Here is a 25444-nt window from a genome sequence, read left to right as displayed (position 1 = left end):
CAGACTGCACACGGGCAGTGGCCGGACCAGGGGATGTTGTTATGGAGGGCGCACACTCTGAAGCACAGGCCGGCAGAAGTCAAAAGCGTCTGCGCCGCAACATCGCGTAGGAAATAGACGAAAGTCGCAGGGTTTAATTGAACGTTTGAATAAAGAAAATTCCGAACAGGCCGACACAGTCGGCAGCATCAAACCTATTACAAGGGATTTTCCCCATGCCTTTGCTGCGACAACTCTCCATCCAATGGAAGATCACCCTGCTGGCGGGCCTGTGCCTGGCGGCCATCGTCACCCTGCTCGTCGGCCTTTCGCTGTACCGCATGGATCACAGTTCGGACCTGGTGAAAGCCAGCAGCATGCGCATGCTCTCCGACTCGGCCCAGTCGCGCATCGAGTCCCAGGGCGAGGTCCAGGCCCTGAACATCCGCCGCCAGTTCATGGACGCCTACCAGTACGGCGCCGGCTTTGCCCGCCAGGTACTGTTCCTGCGCGAACAGGCGGAGAAACGCTTCCTCGACGCCTACGACCTGCGCCAGGACATGACCGCCCAGGTGCGTGCCGCGCTGCAGGCCAACCCCGACCTGCTCGGCCTGTCGCTGGTGTTCGAGCCGGGCGCGCTGGATGGCAAGGACAAGCTGTTCACCGGCCAGAGCGAGCTGGGCAGCAACGAGACCGGGCGCTTCGCCCTGTACTGGTCGCAGCCACGGGTCGGCCAGCTGACCTCGATGGCCCTGCCCGAGCACGACATGGCCAACACCGAGATCGGCCCCAGCGGCCAGCCGGCCAACACCTGGTGGGTGTGCCCGCGCAGCACCGGCACGGTATGCGTGGTCGAGCCGTACTTCTATGACATCGACGGCCAGCGCGTGCTGATGACCAGCATCGTGTTCCCGCTCAAGGCGGGCGACAAGGTCATCGCCACCCTGTCCATCGACATCAACCTCAACAGCCTCCAGGCCCTGAGCCAGACCGCCAGCCGCAGTCTCTACGAAGGCCAGACCACGGTCGGCATCCTCAGCCCCGTGGGCCTGCTGGCCGGCTACAGTGCCGATGCCGGCAAGCTGGCCCAGCGCTTCGACCAGGTCGACCGGACCCAGGGCGCGGAACTGGTTCGAAAACTCGCCGACGGCAAGCTGCAGATTCTCCACGACCAGCAGCGCCTGAAGGTGCTGGCCGCCTTCGAGCCGATCCCCGGCGGCAAGCCCTGGGGCGTGCTGCTGGATGTGCCGGAAAGTGCCCTGACCGGCCCGGCCGAGGCCCTCAAGGTTGAACTCGACGCCCTCAACACCAGCGGCACCCTGCTCGAACTGGGCCTGGGCCTGGCCGCCGCCATCGCCGGCCTGCTGCTGGTTTGGCTGATGGCCCGCGGCGTGACCAAACCGATCCTCGGCGTGGCCGCCATGCTCAAGGACATCGCCAGCGGCGAAGGCGACCTGACCCGCCGCCTGCAGTACGACAAGCAGGACGAGCTGGGCGAGCTGGCCGGCTGGTTCAACCGTTTCCTCGACAAGCTGCAGCCGACCATCGCCGAGGTGAAACGTTCGGTGCAGGCCGCCCGCGGCACCGCCGACCAGTCGGCGGCAATCGCCGCCGAGACCAGCGCCGGCATGGAGCAGCAGTACCGCCAGGTCGACCAGGTGGCCACCGCTTCCCACGAGATGAGCGCCACCGCCCAGGACGTCGCCCGCAGCGCGGCCCAGGCTGCCCAGGCCGCGCGCGATGCCGACCAGGCAACCCGCGAAGGGCTGGCGGTGATCGACCGCACCACCACCAGCATCGACACCTTGGCCGCCGACATGAGCGGCGCCATGGCCCAGGTCGAGGGGCTGGCGCGCAACAGCGAGAAGATCGGTTCGGTGCTCGAGGTAATTCGCTCGATCGCCGAGCAGACCAACCTGCTGGCGCTCAACGCCGCCATTGAGGCCGCCCGCGCCGGTGAAGCCGGCCGTGGCTTCGCCGTGGTGGCCGATGAAGTGCGCAACCTGGCCCGTCGCACCCAGGAGTCGGTGGAGGAAACCCGCCAGGTGATCGAGGCCCTGCAGGCTGGCACCCAGGAAGTGGTCGGCGCCATGGACAGCAGCCACCGCCAGGCCCAGGGCGGTGTCGAGCAGGTCGGCCAGGCCGTCACCGCGCTGCAGCGCATCGGCCAGGCAGTGACCGTGATCACCGACATGAACCTGCAGATCGCCAGCGCCGCCGAGGAGCAGAGCGCGGTGGCCGAGGAGATCAACAGCAACGTCGCCACCATCCGTGACGTGACCGAGTCGCTGAGCGGCCAGGCCAACGAATCGGCGCGGGTCAGCCAGTCGCTCAACAGCCTGGCCAACCAGCAGCAGGGGCTGATGGATCAGTTCCGCGTTTGATTCCACCCCGCCGGGGCTGCTACCAGCCCCGATTTCCCAGGCTGGCGCGTTCCCCTGTGGGAGCGGCCTTGCGTCGCGAAAGGGCTGCGAAGCAGCCCCGGCAACCTCGTCGTCTACACTTCTGCCGGAACCCAAGGACCGGCAACCGACGAGGCCCCGATGAAGAAAGTCCCCACCCTGCTGGCCGGCCTGCTGCTGGCCATCGGCCTGGCCAGCACCGACAGCGCCGCATCAGCCGAACAACCCGCCCCCATCCATTTCGGCGCCATCGGCTGGGAAAGCGGCGCCCTGACCACCGAGATCCTGCGCCTGATCGTCGAACGTGGCTACGGCTACTCCACCGACACCCTGCCCGGCAGCACCGTGAGCATGGAAGTGGCCCTGGCACGCAACGACCTGCAAGTGATCGCCGAGGAATGGGCCGGGCGCAGCCCGGCCTGGGTCAAGGCCGAGCAGGCCGGCCAGGTGTTCGCCCTGGGCGACACGGTGAAGAACGCGGAGGAAGGCTGGTGGGTACCGGCCTACGTCATCAAGGGCGACCCGGCCCGCAAACTCAAGCCCTTGGCTCCGGACCTGCGCAGCGTCGACGACCTCAAGCGCTACCCCCAGGTATTCGACGACCCCGAGGCGCCCGGCAAGGGCCGCTTCCTCAATAGCCCCAGCGGCTGGACTTCCGAGACCGTCAACAGCCAGAAGCTCAAGGCCTATGGCCTGGACGGGCTGTACAACAACTTCCGCAGCGGCACCGGCGCGGCCCTCGACGCCGAAATCGCCGCCAAGATCAAGCTCGGCAAGCCTGTGTTGTTCTACTACTGGAGCCCTACTCCACTGATGGGCCGCTACGACCTGGTACGCCTCGAAGAACCCCCGTTCGATGCAACCGCCTGGGCCACCCTCACCGATGCCGCCAACCCCAGCCCCAAAGGCAGCCGTTCGCTGCCGGCCAAGCTCTCGATCGGGGTGTCAAAGGCGTTTCGTGACGCCCACCCGGAACTGGTCGCCGTGTTCGAGAAAGTCGACCTGCCCATCGACACTCTGAACAAGGCCCTCGCCGACATGAGCGAAACCCGACAGAAACCCCGCGACGCGGCGATCGCCTTCCTGCGTGCAAACCCTGCGGTTTGGAAGGCCTGGCTGCCCGCCGAAAACGCCGCCAAGGTCGAGGCCGGCCTGTGAGCGGCGGCTTCCCCGAAGCCCTGCAATTCTCCTTCGCCGGCTGGGTCAACCGCCTGGTCGACTGGCTGGTGCTGCACTATGGCGATCACCTGCGCGGCATCTCCGATCAACTGCTGCAACTGCTGGTGGGTCTGGAAAACCTGCTCCGGCTGCTGCCTTGGTGGCTGCTGTTGCTGCTGGTCGGGCTGCTGGCCTGGCACGCCAGCCGCAGCCTGGCACGGGCAGTGGTGCTGCCGCTGCTGCTGGCGCTGATCGGCATGCTCGGGCTGTGGGACAAGCTGCTACAGACCCTCGCCCTGGTGCTGGTGAGTACCGGCCTGTGTGTGCTGGTTGGCGTGCCGCTGGGCATCCTGCTGGCCACCCGCCCCCTGGCCCGGCGCCTGATCCTGCCGGTGCTCGACGTGATGCAGACGTTGCCGGCCTTCGTCTACCTGATTCCAGTGCTGATGCTGTTCGGCCTGGGCAAGGTGCCTGCGGTGTTCGCCACCCTCATCTACGCCCTGCCGCCGCTGGTGCGCCTGACCGACCTGGGCCTGGCGCAGATCGACCCGTCACTGCTGCAGGCCGCTCACGGCCTGGGCGCCAGCCGCTGGCAGCGCTTGCGACGCATCGCCCTGCCGCTGGCCTTGCCGAGCATCATGGCCGGGCTCAACCAGTCGGTGATGATGGCCTTGTCGATGGTAGTGGTGGCCTCGATGATCGGCGCCCGCGGGCTGGGCGAGGATGTGCTGGCGGGGATCCAGACCCTGAACGTCGGCCAGGGCGTCGAAGCGGGCCTGGCGATCGTCGCCCTGGCGATGGTCATCGACCGCATCAGCCAGGCCTATGGTCGCCCCGGGCGCTGAGGCCCACACTCGCGTATCGTACCCGAGCCCTGCCAGCATCCGGAGCCTGCCACGCGTGTCCCTCAAAGCCCTGCGCACCCTGGTCACCATCGCCCGCCATGGTACCTTCGCCCGCGCCGCCGACCTGCTGAGCCTGACCCCTTCAGCGGTGAGCCTGCACATCAAGACCCTGGAAGACGAGCTGCAGGTCGCCCTGTTCGACCGCAGCCGCCGGCAAGTCGTGCTGACCGAGGCCGGGCAACTGGCGGTAGCGCGCGCAGAAGGCATCCTGGCTGCCTACGACGAGCTGGCCGACACCCTGGCCAGTGGCCCGAGCCTGCGCGGGCGCCTGCGCATCGGCGCGATCCACACGGTGCTTGCCCGGCGCCTGCCCAGAGCGCTGGTGTGGATCAAGGCGCACCATCCCGAGCTGCATGTCAGCGTGGTCTCGGGCATGTCGGCGGAGCTCGCCCGCCGGGTCGAGGATGGCGAACTGGACGCGGCCATCACTACCGAGCCCGTCAGTCCGTACCCGCAAAGCCTGCAGTACACGCCGCTGTTCGAGGACCGCTTCTGGGCCATCGCCAGCCCTGACCTGGCCGGTCAGAGCCTGCCGACACTGCTCGCCAACCAGCCGTTCCTGCGCTTCGACAAGCGCGCCTGGGCCGGTCGGCAGATCGAACAGGAACTGCGCCGCCAGCGCCTGCAGGTCAACGAGCAGATGGAACTGGACAGCCAGGAGGCCCTGGCGCGGATGGCGGCCATGGGCTTGGGTGTGGCGGTCATTCCCATGAGCGACGATGACCTCGAACGATTGCCGGCCGCCACCGTGTTGCCCTTCGGCGAGCCACAGCTGACCCGGCGCATGGTGCTGTTGGAACACGAGAAGAGTCAGCGCCGGCATTTAAGCGCCGTACTCAAGACTGCGCTCGAGGCATGACTCCCAAGGGCTGCGAAGCAGCCACAGATCCATGCAGTTTTCCTCAACAGTCGCTAAAGAAAACAGCGTTTTTTCTGCTCACTCGACTCCGTTAGTCTGTGGCCGTACCCGACCATGGACCCGCGCCCATGCTCCATCTGCTGCTCACCACCCTCGTTCCGATCATCCTGCTCATCGCCCTGGGCACCTGGCTGCGGCTGCGTGGCTTTCTCGCCGAAACCTTCTGGCCCGGTGCCGAGCGCCTGAGCTACTACGTGCTGCTGCCGTCGCTGTTCCTCCACGGCCTGGCCACCGCCAACCTCGACGGCGTGCCGGTGCTGGGCATGGTCGGCGTGCTGATGCTCTCGACGCTGCTCGGCGCCCTGCTGCTGGTGCTCTACCAGGGCGCGGCCAGTCATGACGGCGCCGACTTCACTTCGGTGTTCCAGGGTGGCGTGCGCTTCAACAACTATATTGGCGCAACCCTGGCCGCCGGAATCTACGGCACGGCCGGCATCGCCCTGGCGGCGGTGGCCAACGCCGCCATCGTGCCACTGGTCAACCTGCTCTGCGTGCTGGTCTTCGCCCGCTTCAGCGCACGCCACAGTTCACCCGCCACCGTGCTCAAGGCGATCTTCGCCAATCCGCTGATCATCGGCTGCGCCGCTGGGCTGCTGCTACGGCTGACCGGCCTGGGCCTGCCGGCCGGTCTGGAACCCACGGTCAAGGCCCTGGGCCAGGCGGCGCTGCCACTGGGCCTGTTGTGCGTCGGCGCGGCGCTGGGCGGGGCGCGCCTGGGCCAGCAGGTCAAACCGCTGGTGGCCGCGTCGCTGTTCAAATTCCTGGTCATGCCGCTGACCACCTGGTGCCTGTGCCGGGTGCTCGGGCTGGGCGGCCAGGCCGCGGTGGTAGCCGTGCTGTTCCAGGCGCTGCCCACCGCCTCGTCGTCCTACGTGATGGCGCGGCAAATGGGCGGTAACGCGCCGCTGATGGCCACCATCATCGCCCTGCAGACCGTCGTCGCCGCCGCAACCCTGCCGCTGATGCTGACTTTGACGTTGAGTTGATGCGATACGGCTAGACTGTGGACAGCCCACCTCGCGGAAACTCGATCATGCGCCTATCGTGGATGCTGTTCGGCCTGTCCCTGACCCTGCTTACAGGCCCCCTCCCTGCCGCCGACAGCCAGAAGGCCGCGGTCGCCGAAGACAAGGCACAGGCGCTGGAAGAAAAGGTGGTCGAGGATGCGCCACCGCCGAAAAAGCAGGAAACCCTTACCCCCGGTGAAGTCCAGGCCGTCGACCCAGCCGGCCAGGCGCCGATGGACGACAGCATCACCTGCCTGGCGCGCACCATCTACTGGGAGGCCAAGGGCGCCGACACCAAGGACATGAGCGCGGTGGCCAGCGTGGTGCTCAACCGCCTGGGCCACGAGGGCTTTCCCGACAGCATCTGTGGGGTGGTCAAGCAGGGCGTCGAGAGCAAGAGCTGCCAGTTTTCCTGGTGGTGCGACGGGCGCCCCGACCAGGTGGAAGAAGCGCAACGTTACGCGGTAGCCAAGGAAATCGCTCGCAAGGCCCTCAACCAGCAGTTGCAGGACCCGACCGGCGGCGCGCTTTATTTCCATGACCGCAATGTGAACCCGGAGTGGGCCAAGGCCTACCGCAAGACCGCCGAGACCACACACTTCCTGTTCTACAAGCCGAACCAGGCGCTGGCTCGGTAGACTCAGAACTTGCGATCAATCGAAATCGAAAGGCGGCTGACAGTTCCCGGCCGGTGTCCGCGCCGTTCCTTGTGGGCATGCCCCACACCCCGTATCGCCAAGGTATGCAGCGGCAAGCTGCAGCCTCTGCTCGGCAGCGTCGTCGCGACTGAACGGCGAATGCGCTTTGGCAACGACAGCGCTTGCCTGCTCATCACCATGCGCAGCCTGGATCAAGCCTGCAGATGCCAAAAACGCTGCCAATACGGCCTTTTTCATACAGTGTCCTTTCAGTGAGTCCTGGTTTCATTTACCGCTGGCGAATTCTTTCCCCTGCAGCCCGACAGACTTTATCTGTCAGCCGGGCCATTCAGCTTTAGGAAAAGCCCACTCCGCCGTCCGAAACCCTCTTCAGAACAGTAGGCAATCAGTCGAGTAAGTCACTCACGCTCCATAACTCCTACAGCCTCTTTCTCCCAGCATCCCCCGCTCGACGATGAAATCGATCACCGCTTGCAAGCCCTCGCCCTTCTTCAGGTTGCTGAACGTCCATGGCCGCTCCGGGCGCATGCGCCGGGTATCACGCTCCATCACCTCCAGAGAAGCACCAACATAGGGCGCCAGGTCGGTCTTGTTGATCACCAGGAAATCTGACTTGGTGATGCCCGGCCCGCCCTTGCGCGGGATCTTCTCGCCCTCGGCCACATCGATCACGTAGATGGTAAGGTCGGCCAGCTCCGGGCTGAAGGTGGCGCTGAGGTTGTCGCCGCCACTCTCGACGAAGATCACTTCGAGGTTGCCGAACCTGCGCGCCAGTGCCTCGACGGCGGCCAGGTTCATCGAGGCGTCCTCGCGGATGGCGGTGTGCGGACAGCCACCGGTCTCGACGCCGACAATACGCTCGGGTGCCAGGGCCCCGGCCTCGGTGAGGATGCGCTGGTCCTCCTTGGTGTAGATGTCGTTGGTCACCACGGCGATCTGGTAGTAGTCGCGCATGGCCTTGCACAGACACTCGAGCAGCGCGGTCTTGCCAGAGCCGACCGGGCCGCCGACACCGACACGCAGGGGTTGCTGGTAGTTTTCCATCTAGGCAGTCCTCAGGAACGGAACAAACGGGTGTATTGGGTTTCGTGACGCGATGAAGCGATGGCCAGCAGCGGCAGACCGCCGCCGAGCTGGTCGTCGTCGAGGGCCAGGGCATGATCGAGCACCGCGGGCAGCTCCTCGCCCAGGTCACGCAACAAGGTCTGGGCGGCCTGCTGGCCGAACGGCACCAACTTCACCCCCGCCATCACCGCCCCTTCCAGCCAGGCGAAGCCATGGCCCAGGGCGAGCTGGCGCAGCGGAATCGACCAATGCGCGCCGAGCCAGGCCATGCCGCCCAACTGACTGAGTTCGAGGCTGGCGCGCCAGGCCGGAGCCTGCGCCAGTTGCCAGCCATCGAGCAGGCGTGCCAGGGCGCTGCCGCGCTGGCGCTCTTCAAGGCGCAGTTCGGCAGTCTCGCGGTTGGCCAGCAGGAACAGGCTCCAGTGGGCGAAGGCATCGGCATCGTCTGCCTGGCATGCCCGGTAAAGGCGTGCCAGCAGCGGCCAATCGAGATGGCCGAGGGTGTCGCGCAACTGCTCGCGCTGCCAGGCCGCGAAGCCCTTGGCATCCTTCACCCAGCCGGCTTCCACGGCCCACTCCAGGCCTTGCGAGTAGGTGAAGCCGCCCACGGGCAGGCCGGGGCTGGCCAGCTGCAACAGGCGCAGCAACGCCAGGTCGCTGGTCATCAGCCGGCCAGCACCAGGGCGGCACCGGCCAGCAGGCCGCCGCCAAAGGCTTTCTGCAGGCCGGCATGACGACGCAGCAGGCAGCCGACGCCGAAGCCCACCGCCAGCAGCAGGCCGCTGACCGTGACGAAGCCGGCGCTGAACTGCCAGAACGCGCTGGGGGTGGCTTCCACGCCATGGGCCCAGCCGTGGAACAGGGCGAACACCGGCATGATCAGCGACAGCAGCAACTGGCGGCTCGGCAGCAGCATGGCGGCGGCGGCCACCAGCAGCGAGCCGAGGATCATCTGCTCCATACCAACCACGTCGCCGAACAGATGGCCGCACACCGCGCCACCAAACATCGCCGCCAGGGTCGCCAACGGCAGGGCCAGGTTGCGTCGGGTCAGGGCGGCGAGCACGCCGGTACCGAGCAGCATCAGCAGGTGATCGAGGCCGGTCAGCGGGTGCAGCAGGCCGTCCTGCAACGGGTTGGCGTCGTGGCCGGGGTGGGCGAAGGCCGGCAGGGCCACCATCAGCAGTACCAGGGCGAAAGTCTTTTTCATTGTGGGCTCCAGGGTGAGGTCAGGAATGGGCTGGCAAACGTACGAACGGATGGGCGTGGCCGTGGGAATGTCCGTGTGGCGCGCTCTGGTAGGCGCCGGCCTCGGGCTCGAACGGCGCCTGTTCGGCGACCACCTCCAGCCCCAGGCCGCGCAGCATGTCGTCGAGCACATGGTCGTGCTGGTAACGCAACAGACCCGGCTCGATCTGCAGCGGCACATGGCGGTTGCCCAGGTGGTAGGCGGCGCGGGCCAGCAGGTGCGGGTCGGCGCAGCGCACCGTGGACACCGCCTCCGGCGCGGCCAGTACCTGGATTACCTGAGTGCCTTCGGCGTCGCTCAGCAGTTCGCCGCCACGCAGCAGATGGCCGCGCTCGAGCATCAATCCGGCCTCGCGGCCATCCTCGAGGGTGACGCGCAGACGGCTCTTGATGCGGCTGTCGACATCGAGGGTGACGGTGCCGGTGATGGCGCCGGCTTGGGTGATGCGACGGGTGAGGACAATCATGTTCGCTCCTTCAGAACAGGAAATAACGCTGCGCCAGCGGCAGCTCGTGGGCCGGCTCGCACACCAGCAACTCGCCGTCGGCGCGCACCTGGTAGGTCTGGGCATCGACCTCGATCAGCGGTTGCAGGGTGTTGTGGACCATGTCGGCCTTGCGCACCCGCCGACAGCCATGGGCCACGCCGATCAGGCTCTGCAGCTTCAGCTCATGGGGCAGGCCACGGTCCAGGGCGGCCTGGGGCAGAAAGGTCATGCGCGTGGCATGCCGCGCCGCGCCCAGGGCGCCGAACATAGGCCGGTAGTGCACCGGTTGCGGGGTCGGGATCGAGCCGTTGATATCGCCCATTGGCGCCGTGGCGATCATTCCGCCCTTGAGCACCAGCGCCGGCTTGACCGCGAAGAACGCCGGCGCCCACAACACCAGGTCGGCGAGCTTGCCCACCTCCACCGAACCGACCTCGTGGGCGATGCCATGGGTCAGCGCCGGGTTGAGGGTGTACTTGGCGATGTAGCGCTTGACCCGGAAGTTGTCGCTGTAGGCGCCATCCGGCGCCAGCGGGCCACGGCGCAGCTTCATCTGGTGCGCCACCTGCCAAGTGCGCAGCACCACCTCGCCGACCCGGCCCATGGCCTGGGAGTCGGACGAGGTCATGGCGAAGGCGCCCATGTCGTGGAGGATATCCTCGGCGGCGATGGTCTCGCGGCGGATGCGCGACTCGGCGAAAGCCACGTCCTCGGCGATGCTCGGGTCCAGGTGGTGGCAGACCATGAGCATGTCGAGATGCTCGTCCACCGTGTTCACGGTGTAGGGCAGCGTCGGATTGGTCGAGGACGGCAGCACGTTGGCCTGCCCCGCCGCGCGGATGATGTCCGGCGCGTGGCCGCCACCTGCCCCTTCGGTGTGGAAGGTGTGAATAGTGCGCTCGCCGATGGCGGCCAGGGTGTCCTCAATGCAACCCGACTCGTTGAGCGTGTCGGTGTGGATCGCCACCTGGATGTCCATCTCCTCGGCCACGCCCAGGCAGCAGTCGATGGCGGCGGGCGTCGAGCCCCAGTCCTCGTGCAGCTTGAGGCCCACGGCGCCGGCAGCGATCTGCTCGCGCAGGGCCTCGGGGCGCGAGGCGTTGCCCTTGCCCAGCAGGCCGATGTTGATCGGCAGGCAGTCTGCGGCCTGGAGCATGCGCGCCAGGTACCAGGGGCCGGGGGTGCAGGTGGTGGCGTTGGTGCCGGTGGCCGGCCCGGTGCCGCCGCCGATGAAGGTGGTCACGCCGCTGGTCAACGCCTCGTCCACCTGCTGCGGGCAGATGAAGTGGATATGCGAGTCGATGCCGCCTGCGGTGACGATCTTGCCTTCGGCGGCGATCACCTCGGTGCCCGGCCCTACCGGCACCGTCACGCCGGGCTGCACATCAGGGTTGCCGGCCTTGCCGATGGCGGCGATACGGCCGTGCTTGACGCCGATATCGGCCTTGACGATGCCCCAGTGGTCGATGATCAACGCGTTGGTCAGCACCAGGTCCATGGCCTCGGCCGCCAGCATCTGGCCCTGGCCCATGCCGTCGCGGATCACCTTGCCGCCGCCGAACTTGACCTCTTCGCCATAGATCGTGAAGTCCTTCTCCACCTCCACCCACAGCGCGGTGTCGGCCAGGCGCACGCGGTCGCCGACAGTGGGCCCGAACATGTCGGCGTAGGCCCGACGGGAAATACGGCTCATGCCTTGCCCTCCAGCGCGCCCATCACCTTGCCCTGAAAGCCGTACACCTCGCGCTTGCCGGCATAGGCCACCAGTTGCACGGTGCGGGCCTGTCCCGGCTCGAAGCGCACCGCGGTGCCGGCCGCAATATCCAGGCGAAAGCCACGGGTCGGCTCGCGCTCGAACACCAGGGCGTCGTTGACTTCGTAGAAATGATAGTGCGAGCCCACCTGCACCGGACGGTCGCCATGGTTGGCCACGCTCACGCTGAGGGTCTGGCGGCCAACGTTGAGTTCGATGTCGCCCTCGGCGACCTGGACTTCTCCGGGGATCATGCCGGCCTCCTCAAACGATGGGTTCATGCACGGTCACCAGCTTGGTGCCGTCGGGGAAGGTCGCCTCGACCTGGACGTCGTGCAGCATCTCCGGCACGCCAGCCATCACCTGCTCGCGCACCAGCACCTCGCGGCCCAGGCTCATCAGCTCGGCCACCGTGCGGCCATCGCGGGCGCCTTCGAGCACGGCGGCGCTGATCAGTGCCACCGCTTCCGGGTAATTGAGTTTCAGGCCACGGGCCAGACGCCGCTCGGCCAGCAAGGCGGCGGTGAACAGCAGCAGTTTGTCTTTCTCTCGCGGGGTCAGCTCCATGGCGGCTCTCTTCAGGTGGCCCAGATGCGCGGCGGGCACGGCGCCAGGCCGAGCACGGCCGGGCGCAGCAGGTGCCAGAGGCGCTGCAGGTTGCGTTGCAGGTGTTGGTTGTCGTGGTCGAGCAGGCGGATCACCAGCAGCGGGCCGAGCAGGGTCGCGCCGGCGGGCGTGGCCAGTTCGTCGAGGGCCTGGCGTACCTGCTCAAGCAGCGCCTGGTCGGCCGGCGCGGCGCAGAACGTGGCGACCAGCGGGTGCCCGGCCAGTTTGTCCAGTTGCCCGCCTTCGATACGCAGGCGCTCGTGCAGCCCGGGCTCACCAGGCAATTCGATAAGTAGCCGGCTGTCCAGGGCGCCCTGCTCGAAGCGTTCGTTCATCACCAGGCGGCCCAGGCACAGCGTCTCCCAGGCCAGCAAGCGGGCACCGGGCTCGAGGGTGAAACGGCTGTCCAGGCGGGCTCGGGCGCCGTTGAAGAAAATGCTGTCCTGGGGCAGCCACTCCAGGGTGCTGCCGGTGGCGAGGTGAAAGCGCTGGGCCAGCCGTGCGGTGGGGCCGATGCTGCGGTAGAACTTGCTGGCGCCGGGCATGGTCAGCAAGGCGTGGCTGCCGGCCTCCAGGTGGATGTCCAGTTCCAGCCGGTCACCGGCGACGATCCCCCCGGGCGGGTGCAGCACATAGACATGGCACGGTGCACCCTCCGGATAGAACGGCCGCTGCACCAAAAGAGGTCCGACATGACGGCGCGCACCAAGGCGGGTCACGCCTTCACGCTGGACAAAGCGCAACTGCAGATGGGCGCTCCAGCCCGGGTCTGCCTGCGGTGGGTCGATCTGTTGCGCCAACGACATCCTGGAACCCCTGAAATCCGTGGCCTGGCGGCCGGATTGAGGGTCAAGCGCGGGGGGCTTTCGGGCACGCCGGGCTGACCGCTCGATCAATATTCGCTGAGGGGATATAGCAGGGAACGGGCCAACTGCGCAGATGAACGATGATGAAACTTTCGGACCGCCAGTCACGCCGCGAGGCTGCGGCCCAGAGCGGCTGCGCCCCGGTGCGCAATTCAAGTGCCAGCCTCCGTGGCGAACTGCGCTAAAGTGACCACCCTGCCCTTTTTCGAGCCAAGGACGCCTTGATGCAATTCGCCCCCGCCATTCCGATCCTGCGGATCTTCTCGGTCGACAAAGCCCGGGAGTTCTACCTCGATTTCCTCGGTTTCCAGCTCGACTGGGAACACCGGTTTGCCCCGGACCTGCCGCTGTACATGCAGGTTCACCGCGACGGCCTGATCCTGCACCTGTCCGAGCACCACGGCGACGCTACGCCGGGCGCGGCGGTGTTCGCCCGGGTCGAGGACCTCAAGGCCCTGGAGGGCGAGCTCATGGCCAAGCGCTATGGCTATGCGCGCCCACAAGCCGAGGCGGTCGACTGGGGCCTGGAAATGCAGGTGGTCGACCCGTTCGGCAACCGACTTCGCTTCTGCCAGCAGATCGACAACGTCTGATGGCTACAGGCAAACGTGCCTTGGCGCGCCTGGAGCGGGAAATGGTCGCCTGCCTGACCGAAGCCTGCGCCACCGCCCAGGGCGAGATCGTCGGCTTCGCCTGGCTCACCCACCAGGTAGACCTCGACGACTTCCCCGCCAGCCTGCGCATCACCTGGGTCTTCACCGACGACACCGACAAGGCCCGGGCCCTGGCCGGCGCGGACAAGGCGCGGATGATCGCACTGACGGCCCAGGCGCTGGCGGATGCTGGAATCGTGCTGGATCATGTGGCCTGGCACGTGCGTTTCGACAGCGAGGAAGCCTGCTGGCGCGATCACGGGGGCGACTGGAACCGGCGCCTGCGTTGACAGGCCCGGCAACGCCTACAGTTGCGTCAGCCAGTAGGCCACGTCCACCTCGTCGATCTGCTCGGGGCGCAGGAACTGCTCGGCATACTGCCGGTACACGCCGGAGCTGAGAAACAGCCGCAGCAACTGCCCGTCGAGATGGTTGTCACGCGCCATGAAGACCAGGATCTTCACCGACTCGGACAAGGTCTTGGGCGCCTTGTACGGCCGATCCGCCGCCGTCAGCGCCTCGAAAATGTCGGCGATCGCCATCACCCGCTCGGGAATGCCCAGCGCGTCCTGGCCGAGCCGGCGTGGATAGCCGCTGCCGTCCATCTTCTCGTGGTGGTTGCCGGCAATCGCCGGCACACGCCGCAGCTGACGCGGAAACGGCAAGGCGCTGAGCATGATGATGGTCTGCACGATGTGCTCGTTGATCTTGAAGCGCTCCTCGTCGTTGAGCGTGCCCCGGCGGATCGACAGGTTGTACAGCTCGCCGTGGTTGCTGGCATGGGCCGGCAGGCGCATATCGAAGCCCCAGCAGTTACGCGGATCGTCCTTGGCCACCGGTGGCTTGCGCGGCCCCCAGGGCACCTGGTGCTCGTCGCGGTCGGCAAGCAGCGGCTCCTCCACCGGCAAGGGCGCGGGTGGCGTGTCGGCGAAGCACGCGGCCTCGTCGCGGGAGATGCCCAGGCGGTTGTCGAAGTGCCGCAGCCAGCGGCGCTGGCCGATAAGGCGCAGGCGCTCGATGTCGGCCTCCTGCATGAACTCGCCGCCAATATTGGCGTTGGCGACGAAGGCGAACTCGTCCTGCAACTCGGCCCGGCTTTGTTCCAGCTGGCGTCGCAGCACCGCCTCGTCGTCGCCATTGGCCACGCTTTGCCAATAGGCGATCTCGCTGTCGCGCCAGAGCACTTCGAAGCGCATCCGCACCTCATGGACGCGGTTGTACAGGGTCTCGAGTTTGGTCGCCTTGTCCACCACGTACTCGGGGCTGGTGATCTTGCCGCAATCGTGCAGCCAGGCGGCCACGCGAAACTCGTAGCGCTCGGCCTCGTTCATGGTGAAGGCGGCATAGGGGCCGCTGTCGGCCTGAACGGCCTGGTCCAGGAGCATCTGCGCCAGCTGCGGCACGCGCTCGCAATGGCCGCCGGTATAGGGGCTCTTGGCGTCGATGGCATCGGCCAGCAGCTTGATCATGGCATCCAGCAGGCGCTGCTGGGACTCGATCAACTGACGCGTCTCGATGGCCATGGCGGCGGCGCCGGACAACTCGTCGACGAAACGCCGGAACGCCTGCCCTGCATGTTCGTCCTCCAGTTGCAGCACCAGGATGCCGAGCAGCGCCTGGCCACGGTCGTTGAGTACCACCGCCAGGCTGCGCCCTTGCAGCGACAGGGCCTGGGTCACGGCGCTGGCCAGATCCTGATGATCCTCTTCGTGGACCGCCAGCTCTCCCGGATAGTCCTGTGCCCGGCAGGCCGCGGCCAGGCGCAGGCGAGCGTTGTCCGCGTCGTACAGGTACACCGCACCGGCACTGGCGCTGGCGGCGGCCACCAGATGGTTGAGCACGCTGTCGAGCATGCGTTCGAGCTGGGTCTCGCGGCTGAGGGTGAGTGTGATCGCCTGGAAGTTGCGGATGGTACCGGACATGCGGCTCAGCACCCGGCTCAGCTCACGCACCTCCGAGACCCGCGAGAGCACCCCCACCTCGCGGCTGAAATCAAAACCGGCCAGGCCCTGCACCTGCTCGGTGAGCCGCCGCAGCGGGCGACCGATACGCCGGCCCAGCAAGCCACCAAGCAGCAACAGCACGGCCGCCAGCGCCGCGGCCCAGAGCAGTTGCTCGAACAGCACCTGGCGCGCTCCGGCTAGCAGCTCATGGGCCGGCACGGCGATCAGCAGCTGCAGGTCCTGCCCGGCCACGGTGGTCAGCGGCACGCGCATGCCGTACCAGGTCTTCCCCTCGACCTGGTACGCCTGTGGACGCGTACCCTGGAGAGCATCGGTGTGGACCCGCGCAAGGCTGGCAATACCCAGCTCATCAATGCGCGACAGACGCACCGCGTCGCCCTCGCGAACGATCACCCGTTGCAGGTCCGGATAAGCCACCACGCTGCCCTGGTCATCGACCACGGCGATCTCGGTGCCGGCGGTCATGCGCAGGTCGCGGCTCTCGCTGGCCAGGTCGGTGATCGAGACGTCCATGCCAATCACCGCCGCGCCATCGACGCTACGCTGGGCCATGGTCAGGCCGATCTCGCGGGTGGTGAAGAACACATAAGGGCGGGTGAGCACAGTGGTGGATTGCGCCGAGGCTTCGACGAACCAAGGCCGTTGGCGCGGATCGTAGTGATAATCCGGTTTGGGCTGTTGCAGCAGCAGGGTCATTGCCTGGTCATAGAAACGCCATTCGCCGTGCAACGCACCGTCTGCGCCAAGGCTGACGGTCTGCACCAGGAACGTCGTATTCGCCGGGGCCGCGAAGCGCTGCAGTAACTGTGGATCACGCAGGCGACGGACCAGCAGGAACTCGCCATTGGGATAACCAAGGTAGGCAGCACTGAGCATGCGATTGGCGCGCAGGGTCTCGACCAGTTGCGGCAGGCGCTCCAGGTGCTGCGCCATTGTGCCCGCAGAGCCATCGAAGGCCAGCAGGCGGATACTGCTCTGCACCGGATCGACCAGGCGCCGGGCGCGCTCGTCGATGGTCCTGCCGACCTGCTGGGCGGCATCACCAGCGGCGGCCACCAGCGTCTGGCGCACACCCAGGTAACCCTGCCAGGCCAGGGCCGAGCCAAGCGCCAGCATGCCCAGCATGATCGCCAGCGCCACCAGCCACTGCAGGGAAATACTCCGGCCACGGTTGTTCATCAATGCCTGCCCCCCGCAGACACCCGCCTTGGCGCATGCTCGATCAACGCGCAGCCCATTCCAGGTACTCCCCGTGTGGTGATTTCCACAGTGTAATCAGCCAATGCGAACATGCCGGCCACAGCGTAGTCGGCAGCGAGACAGTCGCATACTGGCATATCGGCATCAAGCATGCAGTGCCCCCATCGCCCACGCCGTCTTCATGGCATTCGTGGGCTCGCCGGCAAATATCCCGTATACAAAAAAAAGCAATTCTGTTTACACTACGCGGCGCCTACGACAACGGTCATCGCCGTTGCGTATTGCGACAGGCACAAGCCATGCGACATCCGCTACCGCCCACCCTCATCGGGTTCCCTGCTCGAATGCCGTGCGTCCTGAACGCCGCATCCGTCCTGCTACCGTCTGCCCACACGCTGCCAATGCCCTCACCGGCGCTACGCGTGCACGGCACATCGTTCGCCCCAGCTTTCGACGCCCGGCCTCGCCGCGCCTGACAGCTCAGTCGCGCCCGGTGCGAACGCCGGGTGCCTCCCTACACTCAGAAAACACACCCCAACCGGGAGGGGACCCTCATGCCCAAGACACTACTGGTCAAGAACGCCGAACTGCTGGTGACCATGGACGGCGAGCGCCGCGAGATCAAACGCGGCGGGCTCTACATCGAAGACAACGTGATCAAGCAGGTCGGCCCCAGCGATACCCTGCCACAGCACGCCGACGTGATCCTCGACATGACCGGCAAGGTGGTCATCCCTGGCCTGGTCAACACCCACCACCACATGTACCAGAGCCTTACCCGCGTGGTGCCAGCGGCCCAGGACGGCGAGCTGTTCAACTGGCTGACCAACCTCTACCCGATCTGGGCGCGGCTGACCCCGGAGATGATCTCGGTATCGACCCAGACCGCCATGGCCGAGCTGATCCTCTCGGGCTGCACCACCTCCAGCGACCACCTGTACATCTACCCCAACGGTTGCAAGCTCGACGACAGCATCCACGCCGCCGAGCAGATCGGCATGCGCTTTCACGCCGCCCGCGGCAGCATGAGCGTCGGCCGCAGCCAGGGCGGCCTGCCGCCGGATTCGGTGGTGGAGAAGGAAAGCGACATCCTCAAGGAGTCGCAGCGTCTGATCGAGGACTACCACGATGCCCGCCACGGCTCGATGCTGCGTGTGGTGGTGGCGCCCTGCTCGCCGTTCTCGGTCAGCCGCGACCTGATGCGCGAGGCGGCGGTGCTGGCCCGTCAGTATGGCGTGTCGCTACACACCCACCTGGCGGAGAACGTCAACGACATCGCCTACAGCCGCGAGAAGTTCGGCATGACCCCGGCCGAGTACGCCGAGGACCTGGGCTGGGTCGGCCACGACGTGTGGCACGCCCACTGCGTGCAGCTCGACCAGCATGGCATCGAGCTGTTCGCCCGCACCGGCACCGGCGTCGCCCACTGCCCGTGCTCGAACATGCGCCTGGCTTCGGGTATCGCGCCTATCCGCAAGATGCGCGACCACGGCGTGCCGGTGGGCCTGGGGGTCGATGGTTCGGCGTCCAACGACGGCGCCAGCATGATCGGCGAGGTGCGCCAGGCGCTGCTGCTGCAACGGGTCGGTTTCGGGCCAGATGCGATGACCGCCCGCGAGGCGCTGGAGATCGCCACCTTGGGCGGTGCCAAGGTACTCAACCGCAACGATATCGGCGCCCTCGCCCCAGGCATGGTCGCCGACTTCGTGGCCTTCGACCTGGGTCATGTGGCCTATGCCGGCGCCCTGCATGACCCGCTGGCAGCGCTGGTGTTCTGTACCCCGACCCATGTCGACACCAGCGTGATCAACGGGCGCGTGGTGGTGCAGGACGGACGCATCACCACCGTCGACCTGCCGCGGGTACTGGAGCGTCACAACCAGTTGGCGCGACAGTTGGTCATCGGCGAGTAGGCCAGCTATGGAATAGCCATTTCCCTGAGCCGCTGCGCCAGCTCCAGGGCCACCCGCCCGCTGGCCGGCGTCGGCACCAACTCAGTGAATGGGATATCGATCAAGCGGTTCTCGCGCACCGCCCGCAGGCTCGAGAGCACCGGGTCGCGGGTCAGCAACTGACGCTTGCGACTGGCCGGCGACCACAGGGCGTCGGCCAGCAGGATCACATCGGGGTCGCTGCTCAGCAGCGACTCGCGGCTGACTGTCACGCGATACTGGTCAAGCCCACCGAGCACGTTGCGCGCTCCGGCGGCGGCCAGCAACGGCGTGACGAAACCCCGCCCGCCTTCGCTGTCCAGCCCCCGGACCTCACTGTCGAGGTAGAACACCGACAACGGCCTGCCGTTCGCAACAATCGCCCTGGCCCGCGCCAGGTCCGCGTCCATCGCTTCGATCAGCGCCTGGGCCCTTGCCTGCCGGCCCAGCAGCTCGCCGAGGAGGGTCAGGTCACGCCGGACATGGGCGTAGTAATCCAGCGAATGGCCGGCACAGGCCGATTCAAGCAAATAGCTGGAGATCCCGTTGCCGGCCAGCCGAGTTCGCGAGCTGACCCCGTCGCCAAAGGCCGAGGCGAATCCGCCGACCACCAGGTCAGGCCTTTGCGCATACAGCACCTCGCTGGCCGGGTACTCCCGGGCGATCACCGGCACGCCCTGGTAGCGGCCCTGCGTGTAGGCGGCGCCGTTGTCGTCCAGGTAGGCCACGCCGACCATCGATGGCCCGGCGCCGAGGGCGAGCAGCAGGTCGGCCGCGTGCTGGTTGAGGGCGACGATACGCGCAGGCGCCGCAGCGGGCCGTTGCCAGTCCTGCCCACAGTTGCGATAGCTGTCGGCCAGGACCGGTGTGCCACAGCACAAGGCCAACGACAGCAGCCAGGCGCTACGCATCGCCAGCCCCTCCTTTGATCAGCAGTCTTTCGGCGATCCTTGCGCCCTGTAGATGCATTTCCACCAATTCCTCCACCTCCCGATCATCACGTACCCGATACCAGCAGCCGTCCGGGTGCACCGTCAGTACTGGCCCCAGGTTGCAGGGGAACTGGCAACCAGTGCGAGTCAGCAGCACGCCGCCCGGCGTCTCGATCAAGTCATGGTCCAGCAGCCGCCGGCGCAGGCGTTTCCACAACGGCAAGGCACCGCGCCGCACACAGCGCGGGCCGGTGCACAGGAACACTTGGCGAGCATGCTCGGGCACACGCGACCAGTCCGGATCGCTGGCCACCGCGTTGACCTGGTCGCACGGCAGGTGGCGGGTGTGCTCACCGATGCTGGCACAGGCCGCCCGCGCGTCCAGGCCGCGACGGCCCAAGGCCTGGGCCGTGACCCAGACACCGGCCCGACCTTGCGCCAGACGCCCCAGCTCATCGCGCAGCCAGTCAAGGTAGGCGCTGTCCGAGGTGGGTTCCAGGTCCACTACCAGCAAGCGCTCAACACCCTGGTCAAGGGCCTCGCGGATAACCACCCACAGCCCATCGAAGCCCTCCAGGGTATCTACGATATCCCGGCCCGCCTCGCGGCCACGCAGGTCGCGGACCTCGGCGCCAAAGGCTTCGGCCGCAGAGCCAACGCCCAGGCCAGGGCCGACGAACAACACGCGCTGGTAGTCCATGCTCACGCCCCTCAGAAGGTGTAGGTGTACCGCAGTTCGCTGGTGAACGGCCGTCCGAGATTGTCGACGTTGCTCGCCCGGCTGGTGACATAGTCGCGGTCGAACAGGTTCTCCACCAGCAGGCTCAACCGGTGCTGGCGGGCACCGTCCAGGTAGCGGTAGGCATCGACGTCGACCACCGAGTAATGGCCGTACTCGACGCCCTTGGAGCTGACCACATCGCGAATGTAGCGAATGGCCCCTCCGGCACCCCACATGCGGTCCGCCGATTCGTAGCCGAGCCGCGAGCGGGCGAAAAAACTCGGCACGTCGTTGATCGTCGCCCCGGTGCGCGACTCGGTGAGGTTACGGGTCATGTCGGCCTGCAGGCTCCATTGGTCGTCGAGCTGGATACGTGCATCGGCCTCGAAACCCCGCATCTGCACCTGGCCCTGGCCGTTCACCCACTGGCTGCCGTCCAGGGTGATCAGGTCGGTGATCTTGCGCCGGAACACGGTGACACTGGCGCTGAATTCGCGCGCCAGAAGCAGGCCGTGGTAGTCCAGGCCAAGCTCGGCGTTGCGGCTCTTCTCGGGCTTGAGGTCGCGGTTGCCGATCTCGTCGCCGGGCTCGTTGACGAACAGCTGCTCGGCGTTGGGCAGCTTGTAGGCGCTGCCGTACTGGCCACGCAGTTGCCAGTTGTCGTTCAGGTCGTACAGCGAGGTAAGCATGCCGACGGTGGCGCTGTCGCCGCCGCTCATGGCCTCGTGGCGCACGCCAAGGCTCGGGTGCCAGTCCGGCAAGGCCTCGATCCTGGGCCGCAGCTGGGCATACAGCGCATTGGCCTGGGCCTTGTTGTCGTCGATCACCAGCACATCGTCCTGGCCCTTGAACCACTGGTTGTCGGAACCGAACACCAGCACATGGCCGCCGTCGAGTTCGGCCTTGCCCTCGGCCTGCACGCCCCAGTCGGTGAAACCCCAGTAGTCGTCGTGGTTGACCACGTTACGGCTGCCATCGTCACGGTTGTTGATGCGGGTGTAGCGGGTGTCCCAATCGTTGACGTGGCCCTTGATGAAGTAGCTCAGGCGCTCGTTGAGGCGCTGCTCGAAGGTCGCCGTGGCGATCTGCTGCACGCGGTCGTTGGTGGTCTTGTAGTTGTTCACTGGCCGGGCGAAATCAAGGTTGGCGTCGGTGTACTGGTAGAACAGTTCCAGCCGCGCATCGTCGCCGAAGGCCTGGACCGCCTTGCCGCCGAAGGTGGTCACCTCGTAACCGCGTTTCTTGTCGCTGACGTTGCCGCTGTAGTCGCGGTTGCGAAACGGCTGGTAGCCATCAGAGACGTTGTGGCTGACATAGGCCAGCAGGCCCAGGTCGCCGAAGCCGTTACTGAAGATCCGCTCGACGCGGGCGTCCTTGCTGCTGCCGGCGAAGCTGTCCAGGCCCAGGTTGACCTCACCCGAAGCCTCGCGGCTCTGCGGGCTGCGGGTGACGATATTGATCACCCCGGCCACCGCCTGGGTACCGAATAACAGGCTCTGGCCGCCCTTGAGCACCTCGATGCGCTCCACCGCGTTGGCCGGCAGGGTGTCCAGGTACAGGCCGCCGTACAGGCGGTTGTTCAAGCGCACGCCGTCGAGCAGGATCAGGGTGTCGTCGTTACGCCCGCCGAGCAGCGAATAGGTGCCGTAGTCGAACGGGCCGTTCTTCGGCGCGACGTAGAAGCCGGGGATGAACATCTGCATCACCCGGGTGATGTCGGCGCCGGGGCCGGCGCGCTCGATCTGCTCACGGCTGACGATCTCGACCTTGCTGCCGTACTGGGCCATGGCGGCGACGTTGGTCGACTCCACCGAAGGCGCGACGACGATCTGCTGGTCGAGGACCAGGGGCGTGTTTTCGGCCAGTGCCAGGGGACTGGCCAGGCATCCCAGAAGCAGGGTCCGGGCCTTGGGGGATAAACGTCGGGAGTGAATCACAGCAATCATGCTCTTCTCGAAAGTGACTTTCGCAGAAGCACGCAGGAGCACGGATCGCGCACACGCCAATACCGGCCCATGCCCGCCCACCGCAGGAGTTTGCCTACCACATTCCAGGCCGGTCTCCGGGCTCGCAAGACTAGACGCCTTCACCTTCCCATGGCGCATTGGCCACAGTGGTCTGTCGAAGGCATCACTTGCATACCGTTGCGGGGGCAGCACCGGACTCGTACCGGTTTCCCGTTTAACCCCATGCGCGGCGGCATGGGACACCTGAAATCGGTCGGCATCTGAACACCTGGGGCCCAGAGGCGTCAAGCCAGGCAGGCGTATCGTTTCGAATGCTTTTTATCGCCGGAACACTCTAGGCAGATGTGTCAAAAGTTGTAGAATCCGCACGCCTAACCCATTCCCTTCGAGCTTTGCCGATGAAGCTGGCCCGCCACACACGATCGCAAGTCGCCTGGGTGCTGTATTTCAGCATCTTGTTCGGCTCGTTGCTGTGCGCCATGGGCCATGGACAGATGGCAGGCTTGCGCCTGGCCGGCCTGGATGACGCCGCCTGGTGCGCGGCCGACAGCAGCGGCGTGTTCAAGGGCGACCAGGACATCACCGACCCGGTGCTGCCTGCCGGCGGCGACTGCGTGATCGCCAGCCTGTTCAGCGCCACCCTGCTGGCGGTGTTCTTCGGCCTGCTGGCCTTGCTCGCCGGGGAGTCGAGCAAACCCTTACCCAGACAACCCGCGCCGCCCCTGCCCAAGCAGCGCTGGCCCCTGGTCAATCCGCGCGCCTCCCCCGCTTCGCTTCTCGCGTTCTGACATCGCCACGCCCAAGTACTACTGCCTGATCGGCAGCGGGCGTGCGCCCACCGATTTCAGCCAGGAAGCCTTGCATGTTCCGCATGACCACTTTGGCGCTGCTCGTAGGCAGCGCAACCTGCGCCTGGGCGCAGGATGACACCCTGACCCTGCCCGCCAGCAACGTCACGGCCACCGCCGACCAACCCAAAGAAGCCACCACGCTCGATCTTGACCGCCCCATCGAAAGCGGCTCGCGGCTGAACCTCAGCGCCCGCGAAAATCCCGCCTCGGTCAGCGTTGCCGACCGCAAGACCATGGAACGCATCGGCGCGCGCAACTTCCAGGACGCCGCCAACGCCCTGCCCGGGGTCAACGCCTCGGCACCGCCCGGCTGGGGCGGCTACGTGTCTTACCGTGGTTTCAACGGCGCCCAGATCAGCCAGTTGTTCAACGGCATCAACCTGCAGTACGGCGCCACGGCGCGCCCGGTTGGCGCGTGGATCTACGACCGCGTCGAACTGCTCGGCGGCCCCTCGTCGTTCCTCAACGGCAGTGGCGCGGTCGGCGGCAGCCTGAACATGATCACCAAACTGGCCAACCGCGATGAGGACAGCTTCGAAGGCCGCGTCAGCTACGGCCGCTACGACACCCTGGAAACCTCGGTCGGCTTCAACAAGGCGCTCAACAGCGGCGACGGCCCGCGCCACTACGCGCGGCTCGACTACAGCCGCACCAGTACCAATGGCTACATCGACCGCCAGGAGAACGGTGCCGGCAACCTGGCCTTCTCGCTGCTCAGCGACATCAACGAGCAGCTCTCGCACACCCTGGCCATCGAGTACCTGGAAGAGAAGGAAGACAGCCCGTACTGGGGCACGCCGGTGTTGCAGCCGGCGGTCGGCACCCTGCACATCGACAAACACAATCGCTTCAACAACTACAACGTCGAGGACGGCCGCTACGAGCAGCGCACCCGCTGGCTGCGCTCGATCACCGACTACCGCATCGACGACAGCAACCAGCTGCGCAACACCTTCTACCACTACAACGGCCAGCGCGATTATCGCAACCTCGAGGTGTACCGCTACAACGCCAGCAACACCAACATCGCCCGCTCCGGCGGTTACCGCCAGCGCCACGACCAGGAGGTCAACGGCAATCGCACCGAATTGACCCATCAAGGCCAGCTGTTCGGTCTGGCCAGCGACTGGGCGTTCGGCGTGGACTACAGCCGCAACCAGCAGACCGCCTATCCGCTGTCCAAAGGTGCCTTCGACATCATCGACCCGAATGGCTTCCAGCCCGACCACTTCCTCGACATCCCCGGCATGGACGCGCCGCGCGCCAAAGGCCGCAGCACTACCACCGACACCACGGCGGGCTTTGTCGAGAACCGCACCCGCCTGACCGACCAACTGTCGCTGATATCGGCACTGCGCTACGACCATATCGACTTCGACGTGGTCGACCACGTGAGCCGGGCCAAGCTGGACCGGCGTTGGGACGCCTTCACCGGGCGCCTGGGCCTGGTCTACGACCTGACGTCCAATGTCAGCCTGTACACCCAGTACAGCACCTCGGCCGAGCCGCCGGGCGGCTCGCTCACTGGCGCCTCGCTCAGCCAGGTCGGCGACTTCGACTTGAGCACCGGGCGCCAGGTGGAAGTGGGCAGCAAGTTCGACTTCCTCGACGGGCGCGGTTCGGCCACCGCGGCGGCCTACCGCATCGTGCGCAAGAACATCTCGGTGCCCTCCTCGACCGTGCCCAACACCACCGAGCAGGCGGGCCAGCAGACCTCCACCGGCCTCGAGCTGGCGGCCTCGTTCAAGGTCACGCCCAAGCTGCTGGCGGCGGGCAACTTCAGCTGGGTCAACGCCGAGTACGACGAGTTCAACGAGACCATCGGCGGCGTGGTGTACTCGCGCAAGGGCAAGCACCCGGTGAACATCCCCGACCGGGTCGCCAACCTGTGGCTGACCTACGACCTGGCGCCGGGCTGGCAGGTCGGCGCCGACGCCCGCTATGTGTCGTCGGTGTACGCCAACACCGCCAACACCGCCTGGGTGCCGTCGTACACCGTCTATGGGCTGTCCATGACCCACGACCTGGACAAGCACGTGCAGCTCAGCGCGCGGCTGCGCAATCTCACCGACGAGGTCTATGCGCGTTTCATCCACCAGACCAACACCCAGTACTACCTGGGTGAGCCGCGCAGCCTGGAAGTGGCTGTGCAGTGGCGCTACTGATGGGC

24 protein-coding genes, 1 pseudogene and 1 riboswitch are annotated in these 25444 nt (G+C 66.6%); of the genes and pseudogenes, 12 read left to right on the top strand and 13 right to left on the bottom strand.

Annotated features, from left to right (window positions below; genetic code table 11):
- Window positions 1–215 precede the first annotated feature (215 nt).
- The 7 genes and pseudogenes from AC25ND_RS08805 to AC25ND_RS08775 all read left to right on the top strand — a co-directional run.
- Window positions 216–1505 (top strand): annotated as a pseudogene (locus AC25ND_RS08805) (methyl-accepting chemotaxis protein); the annotation flags it as partial.
- A gap of 102 nt (window positions 1506–1607) precedes the next feature.
- Window positions 1608–2363, top strand: a complete 756-nt coding sequence (locus AC25ND_RS08800; RefSeq protein WP_373876200.1) for a methyl-accepting chemotaxis protein — start codon at window positions 1608–1610, stop codon at window positions 2361–2363.
- Between the two features lie 159 nt (window positions 2364–2522).
- Window positions 2523–3539 (top strand): ABC transporter substrate-binding protein, encoded by a 1017-nt coding sequence (locus AC25ND_RS08795; RefSeq protein WP_062364229.1) that lies wholly within the window; start codon window positions 2523–2525, stop codon window positions 3537–3539.
- Window positions 3536–4384, top strand: coding sequence for an ABC transporter permease (locus tag AC25ND_RS08790; RefSeq protein ID WP_028689452.1), 849 nt, complete (start codon window positions 3536–3538; stop codon window positions 4382–4384). Before AC25ND_RS08795 ends, AC25ND_RS08790 begins: the two co-directional genes overlap by 4 nt.
- A 55-nt stretch (window positions 4385–4439) precedes the next feature.
- Complete coding sequence (locus AC25ND_RS08785) at window positions 4440–5303, top strand: LysR family transcriptional regulator (protein ID WP_062364478.1); 864 nt, start codon at window positions 4440–4442, stop codon at window positions 5301–5303.
- A 128-nt stretch (window positions 5304–5431) separates the two neighbouring features.
- On the top strand, window positions 5432–6349 hold the full coding sequence (locus AC25ND_RS08780; RefSeq protein ID WP_062364231.1) for an AEC family transporter: 918 nt from the start codon (window positions 5432–5434) through the stop codon (window positions 6347–6349).
- Window positions 6350–6396: 47 nt separating this feature from the next.
- The gene (locus AC25ND_RS08775) at window positions 6397–7008 is read left to right on the top strand and encodes a cell wall hydrolase (RefSeq protein ID WP_028689449.1); all 612 of its coding nucleotides are present in this window, start codon (window positions 6397–6399) and stop codon (window positions 7006–7008) included.
- A gap of 15 nt (window positions 7009–7023) precedes the next feature.
- Here the strand turns inward: AC25ND_RS08775 and AC25ND_RS08770 are convergent, their stop codons facing one another.
- From AC25ND_RS08770 to AC25ND_RS08730, 9 genes are all read right to left on the bottom strand, one after another.
- Window positions 7024–7266 (bottom strand): hypothetical protein, encoded by a 243-nt coding sequence (locus tag AC25ND_RS08770; RefSeq protein ID WP_182322677.1) that lies wholly within the window; start codon window positions 7264–7266, stop codon window positions 7024–7026.
- Window positions 7267–7431: 165 nt separating this feature from the next.
- On the bottom strand, window positions 7432–8073 hold the full coding sequence (gene ureG, locus AC25ND_RS08765; protein ID WP_182322675.1) for an urease accessory protein UreG: 642 nt from the start codon (window positions 8071–8073) through the stop codon (window positions 7432–7434).
- An 11-nt stretch (window positions 8074–8084) separates the two neighbouring features.
- Window positions 8085–8759, bottom strand: a complete 675-nt coding sequence (locus tag AC25ND_RS08760) for an urease accessory protein UreF (protein WP_186595002.1) — start codon at window positions 8757–8759, stop codon at window positions 8085–8087.
- Window positions 8759–9304, bottom strand: coding sequence for a HupE/UreJ family protein (locus AC25ND_RS08755; RefSeq protein WP_062364237.1), 546 nt, complete (start codon window positions 9302–9304; stop codon window positions 8759–8761). Before AC25ND_RS08755 ends, AC25ND_RS08760 begins: the two co-directional genes overlap by 1 nt.
- 19 nt (window positions 9305–9323) lie before the next feature.
- Window positions 9324–9809 (bottom strand): urease accessory protein UreE, encoded by a 486-nt coding sequence (gene ureE / locus AC25ND_RS08750; protein ID WP_028689445.1) that lies wholly within the window; start codon window positions 9807–9809, stop codon window positions 9324–9326.
- 10 nt (window positions 9810–9819) lie between these two features.
- Window positions 9820–11523 (bottom strand): urease subunit alpha, encoded by a 1704-nt coding sequence (gene ureC / locus AC25ND_RS08745; protein ID WP_028689444.1) that lies wholly within the window; start codon window positions 11521–11523, stop codon window positions 9820–9822.
- Entirely contained in the window at window positions 11520–11837 is a 318-nt protein-coding gene (locus tag AC25ND_RS08740; protein WP_028689443.1) for an urease subunit beta, read from the bottom strand. Before AC25ND_RS08740 ends, ureC begins: the two co-directional genes overlap by 4 nt.
- A gap of 10 nt (window positions 11838–11847) precedes the next feature.
- Window positions 11848–12150, bottom strand: coding sequence for an urease subunit gamma (locus AC25ND_RS08735; protein WP_038706005.1), 303 nt, complete (start codon window positions 12148–12150; stop codon window positions 11848–11850).
- Window positions 12151–12161: 11 nt separating this feature from the next.
- Window positions 12162–12995, bottom strand: coding sequence for an urease accessory protein UreD (locus AC25ND_RS08730; RefSeq protein ID WP_486976234.1), 834 nt, complete (start codon window positions 12993–12995; stop codon window positions 12162–12164).
- 284 nt (window positions 12996–13279) lie between these two features.
- On the opposite strand from AC25ND_RS08730, the gene AC25ND_RS08725 reads away from it, so the two are divergent.
- Together AC25ND_RS08725 and AC25ND_RS08720 are read left to right on the top strand one after the other, a co-directional pair.
- Complete coding sequence (locus tag AC25ND_RS08725) at window positions 13280–13648, top strand: glyoxalase superfamily protein (RefSeq protein WP_028689440.1); 369 nt, start codon at window positions 13280–13282, stop codon at window positions 13646–13648.
- Entirely contained in the window at window positions 13645–13998 is a 354-nt protein-coding gene (locus AC25ND_RS08720) for a hypothetical protein (RefSeq protein WP_028689439.1), read from the top strand. The genes AC25ND_RS08725 and AC25ND_RS08720 overlap by 4 nt, the downstream gene beginning before the upstream one ends.
- 15 nt (window positions 13999–14013) lie before the next feature.
- On the opposite strand, the gene AC25ND_RS08715 is transcribed toward AC25ND_RS08720, so the two are convergent.
- A complete protein-coding gene (locus AC25ND_RS08715) occupies window positions 14014–16851 on the bottom strand; it encodes an HD domain-containing phosphohydrolase (protein ID WP_186594998.1) in 2838 nt (945 codons plus the stop codon).
- Between the two features lie 575 nt (window positions 16852–17426).
- On the opposite strand from AC25ND_RS08715, the gene AC25ND_RS08710 reads away from it, so the two are divergent.
- Complete coding sequence (locus AC25ND_RS08710) at window positions 17427–18785, top strand: 8-oxoguanine deaminase (protein WP_028689436.1); 1359 nt, start codon at window positions 17427–17429, stop codon at window positions 18783–18785.
- Window positions 18786–18790: 5 nt separating this feature from the next.
- Here the strand turns inward: AC25ND_RS08710 and AC25ND_RS08705 are convergent, their stop codons facing one another.
- From AC25ND_RS08705 to AC25ND_RS08695, 3 genes are read right to left on the bottom strand one after another with little or no spacing between them, the layout of a single operon-like run.
- Window positions 18791–19714, bottom strand: coding sequence for an ABC transporter substrate-binding protein (locus AC25ND_RS08705; protein ID WP_062364247.1), 924 nt, complete (start codon window positions 19712–19714; stop codon window positions 18791–18793).
- Window positions 19707–20435: a hypothetical protein gene (locus AC25ND_RS08700; protein WP_036985845.1), complete on the bottom strand. Its 729-nt coding sequence runs from the start codon at window positions 20433–20435 to the stop codon at window positions 19707–19709. Before AC25ND_RS08700 ends, AC25ND_RS08705 begins: the two co-directional genes overlap by 8 nt.
- A gap of 11 nt (window positions 20436–20446) precedes the next feature.
- Window positions 20447–22402: a TonB-dependent receptor plug domain-containing protein gene (locus AC25ND_RS08695; RefSeq protein ID WP_186594994.1), complete on the bottom strand. Its 1956-nt coding sequence runs from the start codon at window positions 22400–22402 to the stop codon at window positions 20447–20449.
- 90 nt (window positions 22403–22492) lie between these two features.
- Window positions 22493–22685: riboswitch (cobalamin riboswitch) on the bottom strand.
- A 136-nt stretch (window positions 22686–22821) separates the two neighbouring features.
- Here AC25ND_RS08695 and AC25ND_RS08690 point away from each other — a divergent pair.
- Together AC25ND_RS08690 and AC25ND_RS08685 are read left to right on the top strand one after the other, a co-directional pair.
- Window positions 22822–23211, top strand: coding sequence for a DUF2946 family protein (locus AC25ND_RS08690; protein WP_028689433.1), 390 nt, complete (start codon window positions 22822–22824; stop codon window positions 23209–23211).
- Between the two features lie 74 nt (window positions 23212–23285).
- Window positions 23286–25439, top strand: a complete 2154-nt coding sequence (locus AC25ND_RS08685) for a TonB-dependent receptor (protein ID WP_197866378.1) — start codon at window positions 23286–23288, stop codon at window positions 25437–25439.
- Window positions 25440–25444 lie beyond the last annotated feature (5 nt).

Source organism: Pseudomonas sp. P110(2024) (genome assembly GCF_057480795.1).
The sequence above is the reverse complement of the archived record's forward strand: the minus strand, read 5'-3'. Positions and strand labels throughout refer to the sequence as shown.

Coding starts and splice junctions, on each gene's coding strand:
- AC25ND_RS08780 (WP_062364231.1), top strand. CDS start 5,432: ATGCTCCATCTGCTGCTCACCACCCTCGTTCCGATCATCCTGCTCATC.
- AC25ND_RS08725 (WP_028689440.1), top strand. CDS start 13,280: ATGCAATTCGCCCCCGCCATTCCGATCCTGCGGATCTTCTCGGTCGAC.
- AC25ND_RS08735 (WP_038706005.1), bottom strand. CDS start 12,150: ATGGAGCTGACCCCGCGAGAGAAAGACAAACTGCTGCTGTTCACCGCC.
- AC25ND_RS08740 (WP_028689443.1), bottom strand. CDS start 11,837: ATGATCCCCGGAGAAGTCCAGGTCGCCGAGGGCGACATCGAACTCAAC.
- AC25ND_RS08800 (WP_373876200.1), top strand. CDS start 1,608: ATGGAGCAGCAGTACCGCCAGGTCGACCAGGTGGCCACCGCTTCCCAC.
- AC25ND_RS08730 (WP_486976234.1), bottom strand. CDS start 12,995: ATGTCGTTGGCGCAACAGATCGACCCACCGCAGGCAGACCCGGGCTGG.
- AC25ND_RS08705 (WP_062364247.1), bottom strand. CDS start 19,714: ATGCGTAGCGCCTGGCTGCTGTCGTTGGCCTTGTGCTGTGGCACACCG.
- AC25ND_RS08715 (WP_186594998.1), bottom strand. CDS start 16,851: ATGAACAACCGTGGCCGGAGTATTTCCCTGCAGTGGCTGGTGGCGCTG.
- AC25ND_RS08695 (WP_186594994.1), bottom strand. CDS start 22,402: ATGATTGCTGTGATTCACTCCCGACGTTTATCCCCCAAGGCCCGGACC.
- ureE (WP_028689445.1), bottom strand. CDS start 9,809: ATGATTGTCCTCACCCGTCGCATCACCCAAGCCGGCGCCATCACCGGC.
- AC25ND_RS08775 (WP_028689449.1), top strand. CDS start 6,397: ATGCGCCTATCGTGGATGCTGTTCGGCCTGTCCCTGACCCTGCTTACA.
- ureC (WP_028689444.1), bottom strand. CDS start 11,523: ATGAGCCGTATTTCCCGTCGGGCCTACGCCGACATGTTCGGGCCCACT.
- AC25ND_RS08690 (WP_028689433.1), top strand. CDS start 22,822: ATGAAGCTGGCCCGCCACACACGATCGCAAGTCGCCTGGGTGCTGTAT.
- AC25ND_RS08700 (WP_036985845.1), bottom strand. CDS start 20,435: ATGGACTACCAGCGCGTGTTGTTCGTCGGCCCTGGCCTGGGCGTTGGC.
- AC25ND_RS08760 (WP_186595002.1), bottom strand. CDS start 8,759: ATGACCAGCGACCTGGCGTTGCTGCGCCTGTTGCAGCTGGCCAGCCCC.
- AC25ND_RS08795 (WP_062364229.1), top strand. CDS start 2,523: ATGAAGAAAGTCCCCACCCTGCTGGCCGGCCTGCTGCTGGCCATCGGC.
- AC25ND_RS08770 (WP_182322677.1), bottom strand. CDS start 7,266: ATGAAAAAGGCCGTATTGGCAGCGTTTTTGGCATCTGCAGGCTTGATC.
- AC25ND_RS08710 (WP_028689436.1), top strand. CDS start 17,427: ATGCCCAAGACACTACTGGTCAAGAACGCCGAACTGCTGGTGACCATG.
- AC25ND_RS08755 (WP_062364237.1), bottom strand. CDS start 9,304: ATGAAAAAGACTTTCGCCCTGGTACTGCTGATGGTGGCCCTGCCGGCC.
- ureG (WP_182322675.1), bottom strand. CDS start 8,073: ATGGAAAACTACCAGCAACCCCTGCGTGTCGGTGTCGGCGGCCCGGTC.
- AC25ND_RS08685 (WP_197866378.1), top strand. CDS start 23,286: ATGTTCCGCATGACCACTTTGGCGCTGCTCGTAGGCAGCGCAACCTGC.